Origin of the sequence: Pusillimonas sp. MFBS29 (assembly GCF_020687695.1) — a bacterium.
GTDB lineage: Bacteria > Pseudomonadota > Gammaproteobacteria > Burkholderiales > Burkholderiaceae_B > Pusillimonas_C.
In genome coordinates this window covers 111,432-125,314 of record NZ_JAJEWL010000004.1, presented here as the reverse complement: position 1 = coordinate 125,314, position 13,883 = coordinate 111,432, and the positions used below count along the sequence as shown (strand labels likewise).

General features: G+C 59.7%; 19 protein-coding genes. 2 read left to right on the top strand and 17 right to left on the bottom strand.

Features of this window, described 5'->3' with window-relative positions:
* Positions 1–3 precede the first annotated feature (3 nt).
* Both LKR43_RS07610 and petA read right to left on the bottom strand, forming a co-directional pair.
* Complete coding sequence (locus LKR43_RS07610; RefSeq protein WP_227683450.1) at positions 4–1,392, bottom strand: cytochrome bc complex cytochrome b subunit; 1,389 nt, start codon at positions 1,390–1,392, stop codon at positions 4–6.
* 75 nt (positions 1,393–1,467) lie between these two features.
* On the bottom strand, positions 1,468–2,112 hold the full coding sequence (petA, locus tag LKR43_RS07605; protein ID WP_227683449.1) for a ubiquinol-cytochrome c reductase iron-sulfur subunit: 645 nt from the start codon (positions 2,110–2,112) through the stop codon (positions 1,468–1,470).
* Between the two features lie 124 nt (positions 2,113–2,236).
* Here petA and mscL point away from each other — a divergent pair, with 124 nt between their 5' ends.
* Positions 2,237–2,698: a large conductance mechanosensitive channel protein MscL gene (gene mscL, locus LKR43_RS07600; RefSeq protein WP_227683448.1), complete on the top strand. Its 462-nt coding sequence runs from the start codon at positions 2,237–2,239 to the stop codon at positions 2,696–2,698.
* 61 nt (positions 2,699–2,759) lie between these two features.
* Here mscL and LKR43_RS07595 read toward each other — a convergent pair whose 3' ends face one another.
* Positions 2,760–3,536, bottom strand: a complete 777-nt coding sequence (locus LKR43_RS07595) for a Nif3-like dinuclear metal center hexameric protein (protein WP_227683447.1) — start codon at positions 3,534–3,536, stop codon at positions 2,760–2,762.
* Between the two features lie 25 nt (positions 3,537–3,561).
* Between LKR43_RS07595 and LKR43_RS07590 the strand changes: the two genes are divergently transcribed.
* Positions 3,562–4,707, top strand: a complete 1,146-nt coding sequence (locus LKR43_RS07590; RefSeq protein ID WP_227683446.1) for a trypsin-like peptidase domain-containing protein — start codon at positions 3,562–3,564, stop codon at positions 4,705–4,707.
* 11 nt (positions 4,708–4,718) lie between these two features.
* Here the strand turns inward: LKR43_RS07590 and tatC are convergent, their stop codons facing one another.
* The 14 genes from tatC to LKR43_RS07520 all read right to left on the bottom strand — a co-directional run bounded on the left by tatC (position 4,719) and on the right by LKR43_RS07520 (position 13,880).
* A complete protein-coding gene (gene tatC / locus LKR43_RS07585; protein ID WP_227683445.1) occupies positions 4,719–5,510 on the bottom strand; it encodes a twin-arginine translocase subunit TatC in 792 nt (263 codons plus the stop codon).
* The gene (gene tatB / locus LKR43_RS07580) at positions 5,507–6,043 is read right to left on the bottom strand and encodes a Sec-independent protein translocase protein TatB (protein ID WP_227683444.1); all 537 of its coding nucleotides are present in this window, start codon (positions 6,041–6,043) and stop codon (positions 5,507–5,509) included. Before tatB ends, tatC begins: the two co-directional genes overlap by 4 nt.
* 50 nt (positions 6,044–6,093) lie before the next feature.
* A complete protein-coding gene (gene tatA, locus LKR43_RS07575) occupies positions 6,094–6,324 on the bottom strand; it encodes a Sec-independent protein translocase subunit TatA (RefSeq protein ID WP_227683443.1) in 231 nt (76 codons plus the stop codon).
* Between the two features lie 8 nt (positions 6,325–6,332).
* Positions 6,333–6,701: a histidine triad nucleotide-binding protein gene (locus tag LKR43_RS07570; RefSeq protein ID WP_227683442.1), complete on the bottom strand. Its 369-nt coding sequence runs from the start codon at positions 6,699–6,701 to the stop codon at positions 6,333–6,335.
* A 5-nt stretch (positions 6,702–6,706) separates the two neighbouring features.
* Complete coding sequence (locus LKR43_RS07565) at positions 6,707–7,072, bottom strand: phosphoribosyl-ATP diphosphatase (RefSeq protein WP_227683441.1); 366 nt, start codon at positions 7,070–7,072, stop codon at positions 6,707–6,709.
* A complete protein-coding gene (gene hisI, locus LKR43_RS07560) occupies positions 7,069–7,473 on the bottom strand; it encodes a phosphoribosyl-AMP cyclohydrolase (protein ID WP_227683440.1) in 405 nt (134 codons plus the stop codon). The genes LKR43_RS07565 and hisI overlap by 4 nt, the downstream gene beginning before the upstream one ends.
* Positions 7,470–8,276 carry an imidazole glycerol phosphate synthase subunit HisF gene (gene hisF / locus LKR43_RS07555; RefSeq protein WP_227683439.1) on the bottom strand — a complete coding sequence of 269 codons (807 nt, stop codon included), beginning with the start codon at positions 8,274–8,276 and terminating at the stop codon, positions 7,470–7,472. The genes hisI and hisF overlap by 4 nt, the downstream gene beginning before the upstream one ends.
* Positions 8,273–9,016, bottom strand: a complete 744-nt coding sequence (gene hisA / locus LKR43_RS07550; RefSeq protein ID WP_227683438.1) for a 1-(5-phosphoribosyl)-5-[(5-phosphoribosylamino)methylideneamino]imidazole-4-carboxamide isomerase — start codon at positions 9,014–9,016, stop codon at positions 8,273–8,275. The genes hisF and hisA overlap by 4 nt, the downstream gene beginning before the upstream one ends.
* Positions 9,017–9,020: 4 nt before the next feature.
* A complete protein-coding gene (gene hisH / locus LKR43_RS07545) occupies positions 9,021–9,674 on the bottom strand; it encodes an imidazole glycerol phosphate synthase subunit HisH (protein WP_227683437.1) in 654 nt (217 codons plus the stop codon).
* Positions 9,675–9,707: 33 nt separating this feature from the next.
* Entirely contained in the window at positions 9,708–10,295 is a 588-nt protein-coding gene (hisB, locus tag LKR43_RS07540; protein WP_227683436.1) for an imidazoleglycerol-phosphate dehydratase HisB, read from the bottom strand.
* A 2-nt stretch (positions 10,296–10,297) separates the two neighbouring features.
* Positions 10,298–11,614: a histidinol dehydrogenase gene (gene hisD / locus LKR43_RS07535; protein WP_227683435.1), complete on the bottom strand. Its 1,317-nt coding sequence runs from the start codon at positions 11,612–11,614 to the stop codon at positions 10,298–10,300.
* An 88-nt stretch (positions 11,615–11,702) separates the two neighbouring features.
* Entirely contained in the window at positions 11,703–12,377 is a 675-nt protein-coding gene (gene hisG, locus LKR43_RS07530; protein WP_227683434.1) for an ATP phosphoribosyltransferase, read from the bottom strand.
* Positions 12,377–13,639: a UDP-N-acetylglucosamine 1-carboxyvinyltransferase gene (gene murA, locus LKR43_RS07525; RefSeq protein WP_227683433.1), complete on the bottom strand. Its 1,263-nt coding sequence runs from the start codon at positions 13,637–13,639 to the stop codon at positions 12,377–12,379. The genes hisG and murA overlap by 1 nt, the downstream gene beginning before the upstream one ends.
* The gene (locus LKR43_RS07520; protein WP_227683432.1) at positions 13,632–13,880 is read right to left on the bottom strand and encodes a BolA family protein; all 249 of its coding nucleotides are present in this window, start codon (positions 13,878–13,880) and stop codon (positions 13,632–13,634) included. The genes murA and LKR43_RS07520 overlap by 8 nt, the downstream gene beginning before the upstream one ends.
* Between the last annotated feature and the right edge of the window lie 3 nt (positions 13,881–13,883).

Here is a 13,883-nt window from a genome sequence, read left to right as displayed (position 1 = left end):
GCCTTAATGAGCGTGAAACGTAACGCGGTCGGGGACTTTCTTGAAGGTACCCAGACGGCTCCAGACGGGCATCAGCAGGAAGAAGCCCAGATAGATCAGCGTTCCGATCTGGCTCATGAGGTTAAAGGTAGGCGTAGGCGCTTGTGTGCCCAGATAGCCCAACACCAGGAAGTTGACGATGAAAATGCCATACAGATACTTGTGCCAGGTAGGACGGTAGCGTATGGATTTGACCGGCGAGTGGTCGAGCCAAGGCAGGAAGAACAGGATCACGACTGCACCGCCCATGGCAACCACACCCCAGAACTTGGCGTCGATGGTGCGCAGGGTGATGGCAACAAGGATCAGCACGACCGGCACGGCAATGCGCCAGATGCCTTTCAGGTTGCCCTTGATGAACAGGACGATGGCTGCCAGGACAGCGGCACCGGCCAGTACCCAGGTGAAGTCGGCGGTGATGGCACGCAGCATGGAGTAGAACGGCGTGAAATACCAGACCGGAGCAATGTGCGGAGGTGTCTTCAGCGGATCGGCCGGGATGAAGTTGTTGTACTCGAGGAAGTACCCGCCCATTTCAGGAGCAAAGAAGATGATGGCGGCAAAGACGATCAGGAAGCCGGCCACGCCTACGATGTCGTGCACCGAGTAGTAGGGGTGGAAGGGAATGCCGTCGACCGGACGACCATAGCGGTCTTTGGGGCCTTCTTTGATTTCAACGCCGTCGGGGTTGTTCGAGCCCACTTCGTGCAGCGCAATGATGTGTGCAACGACCAGGCCGATAAGTACCAGAGGTATGGCAATGACGTGGAAGGCGAAGAAGCGGTTCAGCGTGGCGTCGGATACGACGTAGTCGCCGCGGATCCAGATGGCGAGCTCAGGGCCGATGAAAGGAATGGCCGAGAACAGGTTCACGATAACCTGGGCGCCCCAGTACGACATCTGGCCCCAGGGCAGCAGATAGCCCATGAAGGCTTCGCCCATCAGGCACAGGAAGATCGCAACACCGAAGATCCAGACCAGCTCGCGAGGCTTGCGGTACGAACCGTAGAACAGGCCGCGCAGCATGTGCAGGTAGACCACCACGAAGAACATGGAGGCGCCGGTGGAGTGCATGTAGCGGATCAGCCAGCCCCAGGGCACTTCGCGCATGATGTATTCGACGGAGTCGAATGCCAGCTTGCCATCGGGCTTGTAGTTCATGACCAGGAAGATGCCGGTGACGATCTGGATGACCAGGACCAGCATGGCCAGCGAGCCAAAGAAATACCAAAAATTAAAATTTTTGGGCGCATAGTATTCAGACATATGCTCTTTGAACATGGTAGTAAGCGGGAAGCGCCTATCTATCCATCCTAAGAGTCCTGTCGTTTCGACGGTTTTCTCGCCAGCCATGAAACGGCTCCTTTTGTTATCTTACGAGGCGTATTACGGGTTCAGTTCACGGACGTATAAGTGTCCGAATTGGCATCAAGCCTTGTTGTTCTCATCGACACCGATAGTGATGTGCGAGCCATCGGCCGAGTATGAGTACGGAGGCACTTCGAGGTTGTCGGGCGCGGGCTTGTTGCTGTAGACGCGTCCGGCCAGGTCGAAGTAAGACCCGTGGCAAGGACAAAAGAAACCGCCTTTCCAGTCGGAAGGCAGACCAGGTTGCGCACCGGTTGCAAAGACCGGCGAAGGCGAACAGCCCAGGTGGGTGCAGATGCCAACGCAGACAAAGAGCTCGGGCTTGCGTGAACGATATTCGTTTTTGGCGTACTCGGGGGTATAGCCCGGGCGGTCGGAGTTTGGATCAGCCAGCTCGCCGTCGAGGGTTTTCAGGCCGGCCAGCTGTGCGTCGGTGCGGTGCATGATCCATACGGGCTTGCCGCGCCATTCGACGGTAATCATTTCACCAAGACCGATATTAGAGACGTCGACTTCGACCGGGGCACCTGCTGCGCGTGCCTTTTCCGACGGCGCAAAGGAGCTGACGAAGGGGACCGCCGTGGCGGCACCCGCGGCGCCGCCCACGGCACAGGCGGTAGCTACCCAGAAACGGCGAGATGGATCTGGCGGCAGGTTGGGATCAACCGCGCCGGAATCATCAAGCGATGTCGTAATCTGACTCATTCTAGTATCCTTAATTCATGCCCGAGCGGGGCATACCAATTACTGTTTTTAGCTGTGTACTATCTTATCAACCGCGTATTATAGCGTTAGCCCGCTATCGGGTGTAACTGCAAAGGAACACGTTATGAGTAAAGCACGGGGTTTTTTACAAGAATTCCAGGAGTTCGCCGTTAAGGGCAACATGATAGATCTGGCTGTCGGTGTCATTATTGGCGCGGCATTCGGCAAGATTATCGACTCGCTGGTCAAAGACATCATCATGCCCATCATCTCGTTCATTCTGGGCGGGGAAGTCGATTTCACCAGCAAATTCCTGCTGTTGCGTGCGCCTGAAGGTTATACCGGCCCGCAAACCTACGAGGCGCTAACCGAGGCGGGCGCTGTGCTGCTGTCGTGGGGCAATTTTATAACCATACTCATCAATTTCATCTTGCTGGCCTTCGTGGTGTTCTGCCTGGTCAAGGCCGTGAATTCGGCTCGTGAACGTGTGTCCCGCCAAGAGCAAGTGGAAGAAGCCACTGCGCCGGCCCCAACCCCGGAAGACGTCGCACTGCTGCGCGAAATCCGCGACCTGCTGAAAAAATAAATAGGGGTAATCAAATCTGCCAGGCGGCTAGTTCCGCTGCCTGGCAGCCCCCGGCCTGGCCTCAGATCGGGTTGTCTATGTCTACAAAATCCACACGTATGCCGAACTCGCTGGCGATGGCCTGCCCCAGCGCCTGTACGCCATAGCGTTCGGTGGCGTGGTGGCCGGCGCCTATGAATGCCGTACCGGTTTCCTGCGCCAGATGGTAGGTGGGTTCCGAGGCTTCACCGGTCAGGTAGGCATCAACGCCCGCATCGACTGCTGCCTGCATATAACCCTGCGCACCGCCGGTGCACCAGGCGATACGACGGATATTCTGTTGCGAATTCCCCACAAGCAGTGGGGGCCTTTGTAAAGCATTGCAAATCTGCTTCCCCAGCGATTCCAGTGTGGTGCCCTCGGGACATTGGCCCAGCCAGATCAGATCGTCGGGCCCGCAAAGCCGGGGTGCGCCGTCGGCATCCCGCTCGGGCTGCAGGCCCAGGACCCTGGCCAGTTGCGCGTTATTGCCCAGCGTGGGGTGGGCATCCAGCGGCAGGTGGTAGGCGAACACATTCAGCCCGTGCGCCAGGGCCAATGCCAGGCGCCGGCGCTTGGTGCCGCGCACGACAGGATCCTCGTTTTTCCAGAACCAGCCGTGGTGTACCAGCACGGCATCGGCATTTCTTTCTATGGCGGTTTTCAGCAAGGCCTGTGTTGCGGTGACTCCGGTGATAATGTGGCTTATGCTGGATTTGCCTTCCACTTGCAGCCCGTTGGGGCAATAATCCTTGAAGCGCCTGGCCTGCAAGGTGTTGTCCAGCCAGTCAGACAGCTGTTGAGCGGGAACCTGATTCATTGATTGTCCTTTACTGATTAGCCTTATGCGTCGATTGTGGTTGCTATTTGCCCAAACGGTAACGATATGTCTGGGCGTCCTGTTCATTGTGGCGACCTTGCGCCCCGATTGGATACATGGGCCGTCGCGTGCACCGGAACCCGCGCAGCCTGCGCCCGTCGCGACATCGGCGCCGCAGATCTTGTCATACCACGACGCGGTCGAGCAGGCCACGCCGTCGGTGGTCAATATATACACCAGCAAGCACGTCAATGTACCGCTGATTCCGCTGCCTGCCGACCCGGAACTCGAACGCCTGTTTCGCGACACGCCCGGTTTCAGCCGTCGCAAGGCTACCACCAGTCTGGGTTCGGGGGTAATAGTGCGGCCCGACGGCTATATTCTTACCAACTATCATGTGGTCGAGGCAGCCGATGCCATACAGGTTGCCTTGAGCGACGGGCGTGCCGCCCGCGCCGGGCTGGTGGGTGCTGATCCTGAAAGCGATCTGGCCGTGCTCAAGATAGATCTGCCCGACCTGAAGGCCATTGCCTTCAATGGCGATCATCAGGTGCGCATAGGCGATGTGGTGCTTGCCATAGGTAACCCGTTTGGCGTTGGGCAAACCACCACCATGGGTATTGTTTCGGCGCTGGGGCGCAATCGCCTGGGCATCAATATCTACGAAAACTTCATCCAGACCGATGCGGCCGTCAATCCCGGCAATTCGGGTGGTGCGCTTATCGATACTTCGGGGCGCCTGATCGGCATTAACACGGCCATTTATTCTGAAACCGGCGGCTCGCTGGGCATAGGATTCGCCATACCGGCCGGCGCGGCGCAGATTATTCTGAACCAGATCGTCGAGCATGGTGCGGTGACGCGTGGCTGGCTGGGCGTGGAGCCCCAGGACATCACGCCCGATCTGGCCCGGGCCTTCAAGCTCAAGCAGGATGATGGCGTGATTGTTGCGGGTGTGTTGCGTGACGGGCCGGCCTTCAAGGCAGGCATCAGGGTGGGCGACATCATCGTGAAGATGAACGACCAGGCCGTGCTCGACTCGATAGACTTCCTGAATCAGATAGCGCCGCTGGCGCCCGGCCAGCGCGTTACGCTGACCCTGGTACGTGATGGCCGGTTGCGCAACGCAGAAGTGGATATTGGCAAGCGACCGCCCATAAGGCGGCCCTGAGTGCCGGACGCTTAGTCGTTGCGTGTGGTGATTTCGTCGGCGACGTCGTCTTCGTCAGACTTTTCGGCCTGCCTCTTTCTGAGCATGCTGGCCAGGATCAGGCCGACCTCGTACAGCACGCACAATGGCACGGCCAGCATGAACTGGCTGACGACATCGGGTGGTGTGACGACCGCCGCAATAATGAATGCACCCACGATCACGTAACCGCGCGCGGAGCGCAGTTTTTCTACGGTGACCATGCCGCTCATGACCAGCAGAATAACTGCAACGGGCACTTCAAAGGTGACGCCAAAGGCCACGAACATGGTCAGCACAAAGCTGACGTAGGCTTCGATATCGGGCGCAGGTGTGATGGATTCGGGCGCGAAGCCCGCGATGAAGTGAAACACCGTGCGGAACACGAAAAAATAACAGAAGGCCATGCCCAGCAGAAACAGCGCGGTGCTGGATGCGATCAGGGGCAGGGCCAGGCGCTGTTCGTGCTTGTAAAGGCCGGGAGCCACAAAAGCCCAGGCCTGATACAGCACCACAGGCAGGGCTATCACGAAGGCCGCCAGCATGGTGACCTTGACGGGCACCATGAACGGCGTGATCACGCCGGTGGCGATCATGCGCGTGCCTTCGGGCAAGGACGTCAGCATGGGCTGCGCCAGCACATCGTAGATGGCTGAAGGGCCGGGATAGATGAACAGGACAATGAATACGCCCATCACGGCCACGACGGCCTTGAGCAGACGGGTACGCAGTTCAACCAGGTGGGAAATGAAAGTGTCTTGCGACTGGGAAGCATCCTGTGTCACGTTGGCGTCCCTGTTTTCGTTTTGTTTGTATCGGTGAAGCCAGGCAGCGGCAGCGTGTCGGGATCGCCGGATGCGGGCTCGGAGGTTTCGGGTGCCGGTTCAGCCGCGGTATTGGCGGACTCGGTGGGCGGCTCGGTCAGCGGCTGGGGAATGAATTCTTCCGGCTTGCTGTCTGTGGCGCTGTCTTTGGCATTGAGGTCGGCTTTGGCGCTGTCTACCAGGTTCTCAACCGATGCCGAGGCTTCTTTCAGGGCCTTCTGGGCTTCGTCCAGAGGCGCCTTCAGGGAGCTGGTGGCGTCTTCCATGGATGACTTGACCGATTTGGCGGCGTCTTCCATCTGGCCTTTGAGGTTGCTCAGCTCGTTCAGATCCATTTCGCGCTGGATGTCTGATTTGACGTCGCCGACATAACGCTGCGCACGACCGACCAGATGCCCGATGGTACGAGCAACTTTAGGCAGGCGCTCGGGCCCGATGACGATCAGCGCAATCACGCCGATCAGCATAAGTTCAGTAAAGCTGACGTCAAACATGAGTTACCGGTTCGCTTAAAAGAAAGACAAGGGAAAAGGCGTTGACCGGATCAGACGTCGGATTTTTCCTTGGCCTGAACGTCGATGGTGTCTTCGCTTTGAGCGCGCTGCTGCGTGACCGCTTCAGGCGCCTTGTCGTCTTTGGCGTCGTTCATGCCTTTCTTGAACCCTTTTACTGCGCCGCCCAGGTCTTCACCCATATTGCGGATTTTCTTGGTGCCGAACACCAGTGCAACAATGACCAGAACGATCAACCAATGCCAGATACTGAAACTACCCATGATTTCTCCTACGCAGCCGGGGCTGCACGTTTGTCCCAGGGGCGTGGGCCCCCAATAATATGCAAATGCAGATGGTCAATTTCTTGCCCGCCTTCAATGCCTGTGTTTATGACCAATCTGTAACCGCCTTCGTGGCCCGGCGTGCAGCCGTTTTCGTCGGCCAGTTTTGCTGCCAGGGCCATCATTCTACCTAACCATTGCGCATCGTTGGCTTGTACCGCCTGCATGGAAACAATGTGATGTTTCGGTATAAGCAGCAAGTGTACGGGAGCCGCGGGATTTATGTCGTGAAACGCGAAAAATTCGTCGTCTTCGTAGACTTTTTTCGATGGAATCTGGCCTTGGGCAATTTTGCAGAACAGGCAATTCTCGCTCATGTGCTTTATTTTCCGTTGTTGGGGTTGGCGGTGGATGTGCGGGCGGCCTTTTCGGCAAGCCCCGACACTCCTTCGCGGCGTGCCAGCTCGGCCAGCACCTGTTCAGGGCGCAGGCCGTAATAAGCCAGCGCAACCAGGCTGTGGAACCACAAATCGGCCGTTTCGCTGACGATACGGTCGGGCGTGTTGTCTTTGGCCGCCATGACCAGCTCGGTGGCTTCTTCGCCGATTTTCTTCAGGAAGGAATCGGGTCCCTTGGCCAACAGCCTGGCGGCATAGGAGCTGTCGGGGTCGCCGCCGTTGGCAGGCAGGCGCGATTCCAGCGTGTCGGCCAGGCGGGCAAGCAAGGTAGAGGTATCGGTGGCGTTCATTTGTAGATCTGCTCGGGGTCTTTCAGGACGGGATCGACGGTGGTCCAGGTGGCGTCGCCGGGTGTGCCGTCAAGGCGCCGGTAAAAGCAGCTGGCCCGGCCCGTGTGGCACGCAATGCCGCCTTCTTGCCGGACCTTCAGCAATACCACGTCGCCGTCACAATCGAGGCGGATTTCATGCACGACCTGGATGTGTCCGGACTCTTCACCTTTGCGCCACAAGCGTTGACGCGAACGCGACCAGTAAACCGCCTGGCCGGTGGCCACGGTTTCTTCCAGTGATTCGGCGTTCATCCACGCGACCATCAGTATGGCGCCTGAGTCGACGTCTTGTGCAATGGCAGGAATCAGACCGTTATCGTCGAAGGTGATGGCATCGAGCCATGAAAGATCTTGCTTCATGCGGTCAATCGTACCTTAATACCTTGCGCAGCCATGAATTCCTTGGCTTGCTGCACCGTGTATTCGCCGTAATGGAAGATACTGGCGGCCAGCACGGCGCTGGCCCGGCCTGTGGTCACGCCGTCGGCCAGGTGCTGCAGATTACCCACGCCGCCCGATGCAATCACAGGCACCGGTACTGCGTCGGAAACCGCGCGTGTGAGTTCAAGATCAAAGCCTGACTTGGTGCCGTCGCGGTCCATGCTGGTGAGCAACAGCTCGCCTGCGCCGTACTCGGCCATTTTTTGGGCCCATGCAATGACGTCGATGCCGGTGGCCTTGCGTCCGCCGTGGGTGAAGATTTCCCAGCGGGGCGCCTCGTTGGCGGCCGACACGCGGCGCGCATCAATCGCCACGACGATGCATTGCGAGCCATGGTAGTCGGCGGCCGCACGTACCAGTTCCGGGTTGGCCACTGCCGCGCTGTTGATCGAGACCTTGTCGGCGCCGGCGTTGAGCAGGCGCTGGATGTCGGAGACCTGGCGCACGCCGCCGCCCACCGTAAGGGGGATAAAGACCTGGCTGGCAACGGATTCGATGATGGGCAGGATCAGGTCACGCTCATCGCTGGTGGCGGTGATGTCAAGGAAGGTGAGTTCGTCGGCGCCCTGCTCGTTGTACTTGCGTGCGATCTCGACGGGATCGCCTGCATCGACCAGGTCGACAAAGTTCACTCCCTTGACCACGCGTCCGGCAGTAACGTCAAGACAAGGGATGATGCGGCGTGTCAGTTCGCTGCCGGTGGTGTCTGGGGTATTTGTCATGGGGGGCTCAGTTCGTCGGCCAGTTCCTGCGCGGCGGCGAAGTCCAGCGTGCCTTCGTAGATGCTGCGCCCGAGTATGGCGCCTTCAATGCCTTCGTCTTCAACGGCGCACAGCGCTTCGATGTCTTTGAGGTCGGTGACGCCGCCCGAGGCGATGACGGGTATGTTCACATACTGGGCCAGCTTGACGGTGGCCTCGATGTTGACGCCCGACAGCATGCCGTCGCGGCCGATATCGGTATAGATGATGGCTTCGCAGCCGTAGTCTTCGAATTTGCGGGCCAGGTCGAGCACATCGTGGCGGGTAAGCTTGCTCCAGCCATCGGTGGCCACCTTGCCGTCGCGGGCGTCCAGGCCCACGATGATATTACCGGGAAACGCGCTGCAGGCATCGCGCAGGAAGCCTGGGTCTTTGACCGCGGCAGTGCCGATGATTACGTACGAAATGCCGGCATCGAGATAGCGCTCGATGGTGTCAAGGTCGCGTATGCCGCCACCGATCTGTACCGGGATTTCGTCGGCAACCGCTGCGATGATGGATTTGATTGCGGCTTCGTTCTTGGGTTTGCCGGCTACGGCGCCGTTCAGGTCGACCAGGTGCAGGCGGCGTGCGCCCTGGTCCAGCCATTGGGTGGCCATGGCGGCCGGATCTTCGGAAAAAACAGTCGCGTCGTCCAGATCGCCCTGGCGCAGACGCACGCAACGCCCGTCTTGGAGGTCGATGGCGGGTATGAGTAGCATGATGTTATGGATTCCAATCAACAAAGTTCCGATACAGACGCAAACCGTGGCCGGCGCTTTTCTCGGGATGGAACTGTACTGCGAAAATGTTAGCTGCTGCGACTGCACAGGTAAAGCGCAAGCCGTAATGGCTTACCCCAACAGTCAGATCGGGATCACCGGGTGCAGCGTAATAACTGTGCACAAAATAAAAATGGCTGTGGTCGGGAATGCCTTTCCACAAGGCGTGGCTCTTGACCTGCTGCACCGGACTCCAGCCCATGTGCGGCACCTTCAGCAACTCCGGTCCGTCGGCGGCGGCGCCGGGCTGCGCAAATTGCGGCCCGGCAAAGCGCCTGACCTGGCCGGGAAAGATATCCAGGCAATCCACATTGCCTTCTTCGCTGTTGCTGAACAGCATTTGCTCGCCCACGCATACGCCCAGCAAAGGTTTGCTGCGCGCGGCGCGCAGCACGGCGTCGCGCAGGCCCGAGGTATTGAGCGTGCGCATGCAGTCGGGCATGGCGCCCTGGCCGGGAAACACCACGCGTGAAGCCTGGTCTATCTCGTGGGCGGTATTGCATATTTTTATGTCGGCATCGGGCGCGGCCGCCTGCAGGGCACGGGCAACCGAATGGAAGTTGCCCATGCCGTAATCAACAATTGCAATAGTATTCACGGTGTAGCCGTTAATAGAGAAAAGCCAGGCGGTTTACAGCACACCTTTGGTTGATGGTACGACACCCTCGTTGCGGGGATCGTGTTCGACCGCCATGCGCAGGGCGCGGCCAAAGGCCTTGAATACGGTTTCGCACTGATGGTGCGAGTTTTCACCACGCAGGTTATCGATATGCAGGGTTACCAGGGCATGGTTGACGAAGCCCTGGAAGAACTCGCGCGCCAGGTCTACATCGAACTGGCCGATGTGCGAGCGCGTGAAGGGGATGTGGTAATACAGGCCCGGACGCCCGGAAAAGTCGATGACCACGCGCGACAGTGCCTCGTCGAGCGGCACATAGGAATGGCCGTAGCGGCGCAGGCCGGCCTTGCTGCCCACGGCGGCGGCAAAGGCCTGGCCCAGCGTGATGCCTACGTCTTCGACAGTGTGGTGATCGTCGATGTGTGTGTCGCCATCGCAATGGATGTCAAGGTCGATCAGGCCATGTCGTGCGATCTGGTCCAGCATGTGGTCGAGGAAAGGCACACCGGTATTGACGGTCTGTCGGCCGGTGCCGTCGAGGTTGATGGAAACGCGCACGCGCGTTTCGTTGGTGTTTCGGGTAATGTCGGCAGTACGCATGTTCAGGAATCGGTAGAGGTTGAGTGCAGGCGGTATTCGGCGCTGGCGGCGTGGGCCTGCAGCCCTTCGCCGTAGGCCAGGGTGGCCGCCACACGCCCCAGGACCTGGGCGCCTTTTTGCGAGACATGGATCAGACTGGAGCGCTTCTGGAAATCATACACGCCCAGCGGTGAAGAAAAGCGGGCAGTGCGTGAAGTGGGTAGTACATGGTTGGGACCGGCGCAGTAATCGCCCAGCGATTCGGAGCTGTAGCGGCCCAGGAAAATCGCGCCTGCGTGGCGGATCAGATTGGCCCACTGATCGGGATTCCCGGCAGAGATCTCGAGGTGCTCGGGGGCGATCTCGTTGGCGATTTCGCAGGCTTGCTCCATGCTTTCCACATGAATGAGCGCGCCGCGATTGGCCAGACTGGTGCGTATGATGTCGGCGCGCGGCATGCCCGAAAGCAGGCGCTCTATGGCAGCCTGGACTTCGTCGAGATACTGCAGGTCGGGGCATAGCAGTATGGCCTGGGCCAGTTCATCGTGCTCGGCCTGTGAGAACAAATCCATGGCGATCCAGTCGACCGGCGTGGTGCCATCGGCAATGATAAGAATTTCACTGGGGCCGGCGATCATGTCTATGCCCACGGTGCCGTATACGCGGCGCTTGGCGGCTGCCACATAGGCGTTGCCCGGCCCCACGATCTTGTCGACGGGTGCCAGCGTATCGGTGCCATAGGCCAGTGCCGCCACAGCCTGTGCGCCGCCTATGCCCCAGACGCGGTCCACGCCTCCGATGGCGGCCGCCGCCAGCACGATGGGGTTGTGCACGCCATCTGGCGTGGGCGTGACCATGATCACTTCAGGCACGCCGGCCACCTTGGCGGGAATCGCATTCATCAGCACCGATGAAGGGTAGGCAGCCTTGCCGCCGGGCACGTACAGGCCCACGCGATCCAGAGGCGTGATCTTTTGTCCGAGCACGGTGCCGTCGTCTTCGGTGTAGGTCCAGCTTTCGGCACGCTGGTGCTCGTGATAGCGGCGCACGCGTTCGGCGGCCGCTTCCAGGGCCTGGCGCTGGTCTTTTGGCAAGGCATCGAGCGCGGCCAGCCAGGCGCTGCGCGGGATTTCAAGCTCGGCCAGGGTGTCAGCCGATACGCGGTCAAAGCGCCGGGTGTATTCGAGTACCGCCTGATCGCCACGGGCCCGCACGTTCTTCAGGATGTCGGCGGTGGCCTGCTCAATGGATTCGTCTTGCGAGGCGTCGAAGGCCAACAATGTGCGCAAGGCTTGCCTGAACTGCTCCGACCGGGTGCTGAGTCGATTTATGGAAGACATGATTCAAAACGCAAAGCAATATTTCAATCCAGCCAGTGTATACCGTAACGGGGTGCAGGTTTTGGCCGGCGGCGCACCCCGTGGCCGCTTATGGGTTTGCGGAGGCCTGCGCAAAGGCATCGATCAGGGGCTGCAACGCATCGGCGCGTGTTTTCAGCGAGGCCTGGTTCACGATCAGCCGTGACGAGATTTCGACAATGTCTTCAACCGCGACTAGGTTGTTGGCCCTGAGCGTCCCACCCGTTGAAACCAGGTCAACGATGGCGTCGGCCAGGCCCACCAGGGGAGCAAGTTCCATCGAGCCGTACAGCTTGATGATGTCTACATACACGCCTTTGCGGGCGAAATGCTCGCGCGCGGCCTTCACGTACTTGGTTGCAATGCGCAGGCGCGAACCCTGGTGCACGGCGGCTTCATAGTCAAAGCCCTCGCGTACGGCCACACACAGACGGCAGCGTGCGATATTCAGATCTATGGGCTGGTACAGTCCGCCGGGGTGCTCCGCCGCATGCTCGACCAGTACATCCTTGCCGGCAATACCGAAATCGGCGGCGCCATACTGAACATAGGTGGGCACGTCGGTGGCACGCACGATGATCAGCTGCAGATTGGGGCTGCTGGTGGGCAGGATCAGCTTGCGCGAAGTTTCCGGGTTCTCGGTAACCTGTATGCCGGCCGCGGCCAGCAAAGGCATGGTTTCATCGAATATGCGGCCTTTGGACAAGGCAAGCGTCAAAGGGCGGTCAAGGCTGGCGGGGCTCATCAGGCAGCATCCTTCAGGCGTTCAATCCGGGCACCCACCGAGCGCAGCTTCTCTTCCATGCGCTCGTAGCCCCGATCCAGGTGGTAAATGCGTTCGACCACGGTTTCGCCGAACGCGGCCAGGCCGGCAATGACCAGGCTGGCCGAGGCGCGCAGGTCGGTGGCCATGACGGTGGCACCAGACAGCTGCGGAACGCCGGTTACGACGGCGGTGTGCCCGTCGATGTCGATTTGCGCTCCCATGCGGCACAGTTCCTGTACGTGCATGTAGCGATTCTCGAAAATGTTCTCGACTATGACCGAGGTACCGTCGGCAATGGTATCAAGCGCCATCAGCTGCGCCTGCATGTCGGTGGGAAAGCCCGGGTATTCGCGTGTGCGAAAGCCCGTGGCACGCGGCCGCCGGTTCATGGCGGCACGGATCCAGTCGTCACCGCATTCTATGGTCAGGCCCGCTTCCTCCAGCTTGTTGATCACGGCGCCCATGGTGTGCGGAGCGGCCTTGCGCAGCATGATTTCACCGCCCGTGGCGCCTACCGCGCACAGGAAGGTACCTGCCTCGATGCGGTCGGCCACCACCTGATGGGTGGCGCCATGCAGGCGATCGACACCGTCAATGATGACGCGGTCGGTGCCGTGGCCCTGGATGCGGGCTCCCATTTTGATGAGCAGTTCGGCCAGATCGACGATCTCAGGTTCTCGCGCCGCGTTTTCCAGCGTGGTGCGGCCTTCGGCAAGAACGGCGGCCATCATCAGGTTTTCCGTACCGGTGACGGTCACCATATCGGTGCGTATCGAGGCGCCTTTCAGACGCTTGGCCCGGGCAACGACAAAACCGTGTTCGATTTTTATCTCGGCACCCATGGCCTCAAGGCCCTTGATATGCTGGTCGACGGGGCGCTGGCCAATGGCGCAGCCGCCCGGCAGGCTGACCTTGGCTTCACCGAAACGCGTCAGCAAGGGACCCAGCACCAGTATCGATGCCCGCATGGTCTTGACGAGCTCGTAAGGAGCTTCGAGGCTGTCTACGTGTGAGGCATCAAGGTGAACGATGCCGTCCTGGCTGTGGTCTGACTGCACCCCCAGCCGCCTGAGCAGCTTGAGTGCAGTGCCGATATCGTTCAGGGCGGGCACATTGTGCAGCGTGATGGTGTCTGCCGTAAGCAGACTGGCGCACAAAATGGGCAGGGCGGCGTTCTTGGCGCCTGATATGGTGACCTCGCCGCCAAGGCGATTGCCACCGGTGATCCGGAGTTTATCCATTCGGGTTCGCCTTGTATTCTTCGGGCGTCAGGGTACGCATGGACAAGGCATGAATTTCGGCCTTCATGCGTTCGCCCAGCGCAGCATACACCAGTTGGTGGCGGGCGATGAGTCGTTTGCCTTCAAAGGCCGGGCTTACGATCAGTGCCTCGAAATGGGCGCCATCGCCTTGTACCTGCAGCTGCTCGCATTCCAGGTTGTCGGCAATATATTGGCGTACTTGTTCAGGGGTGGGCATCATGGC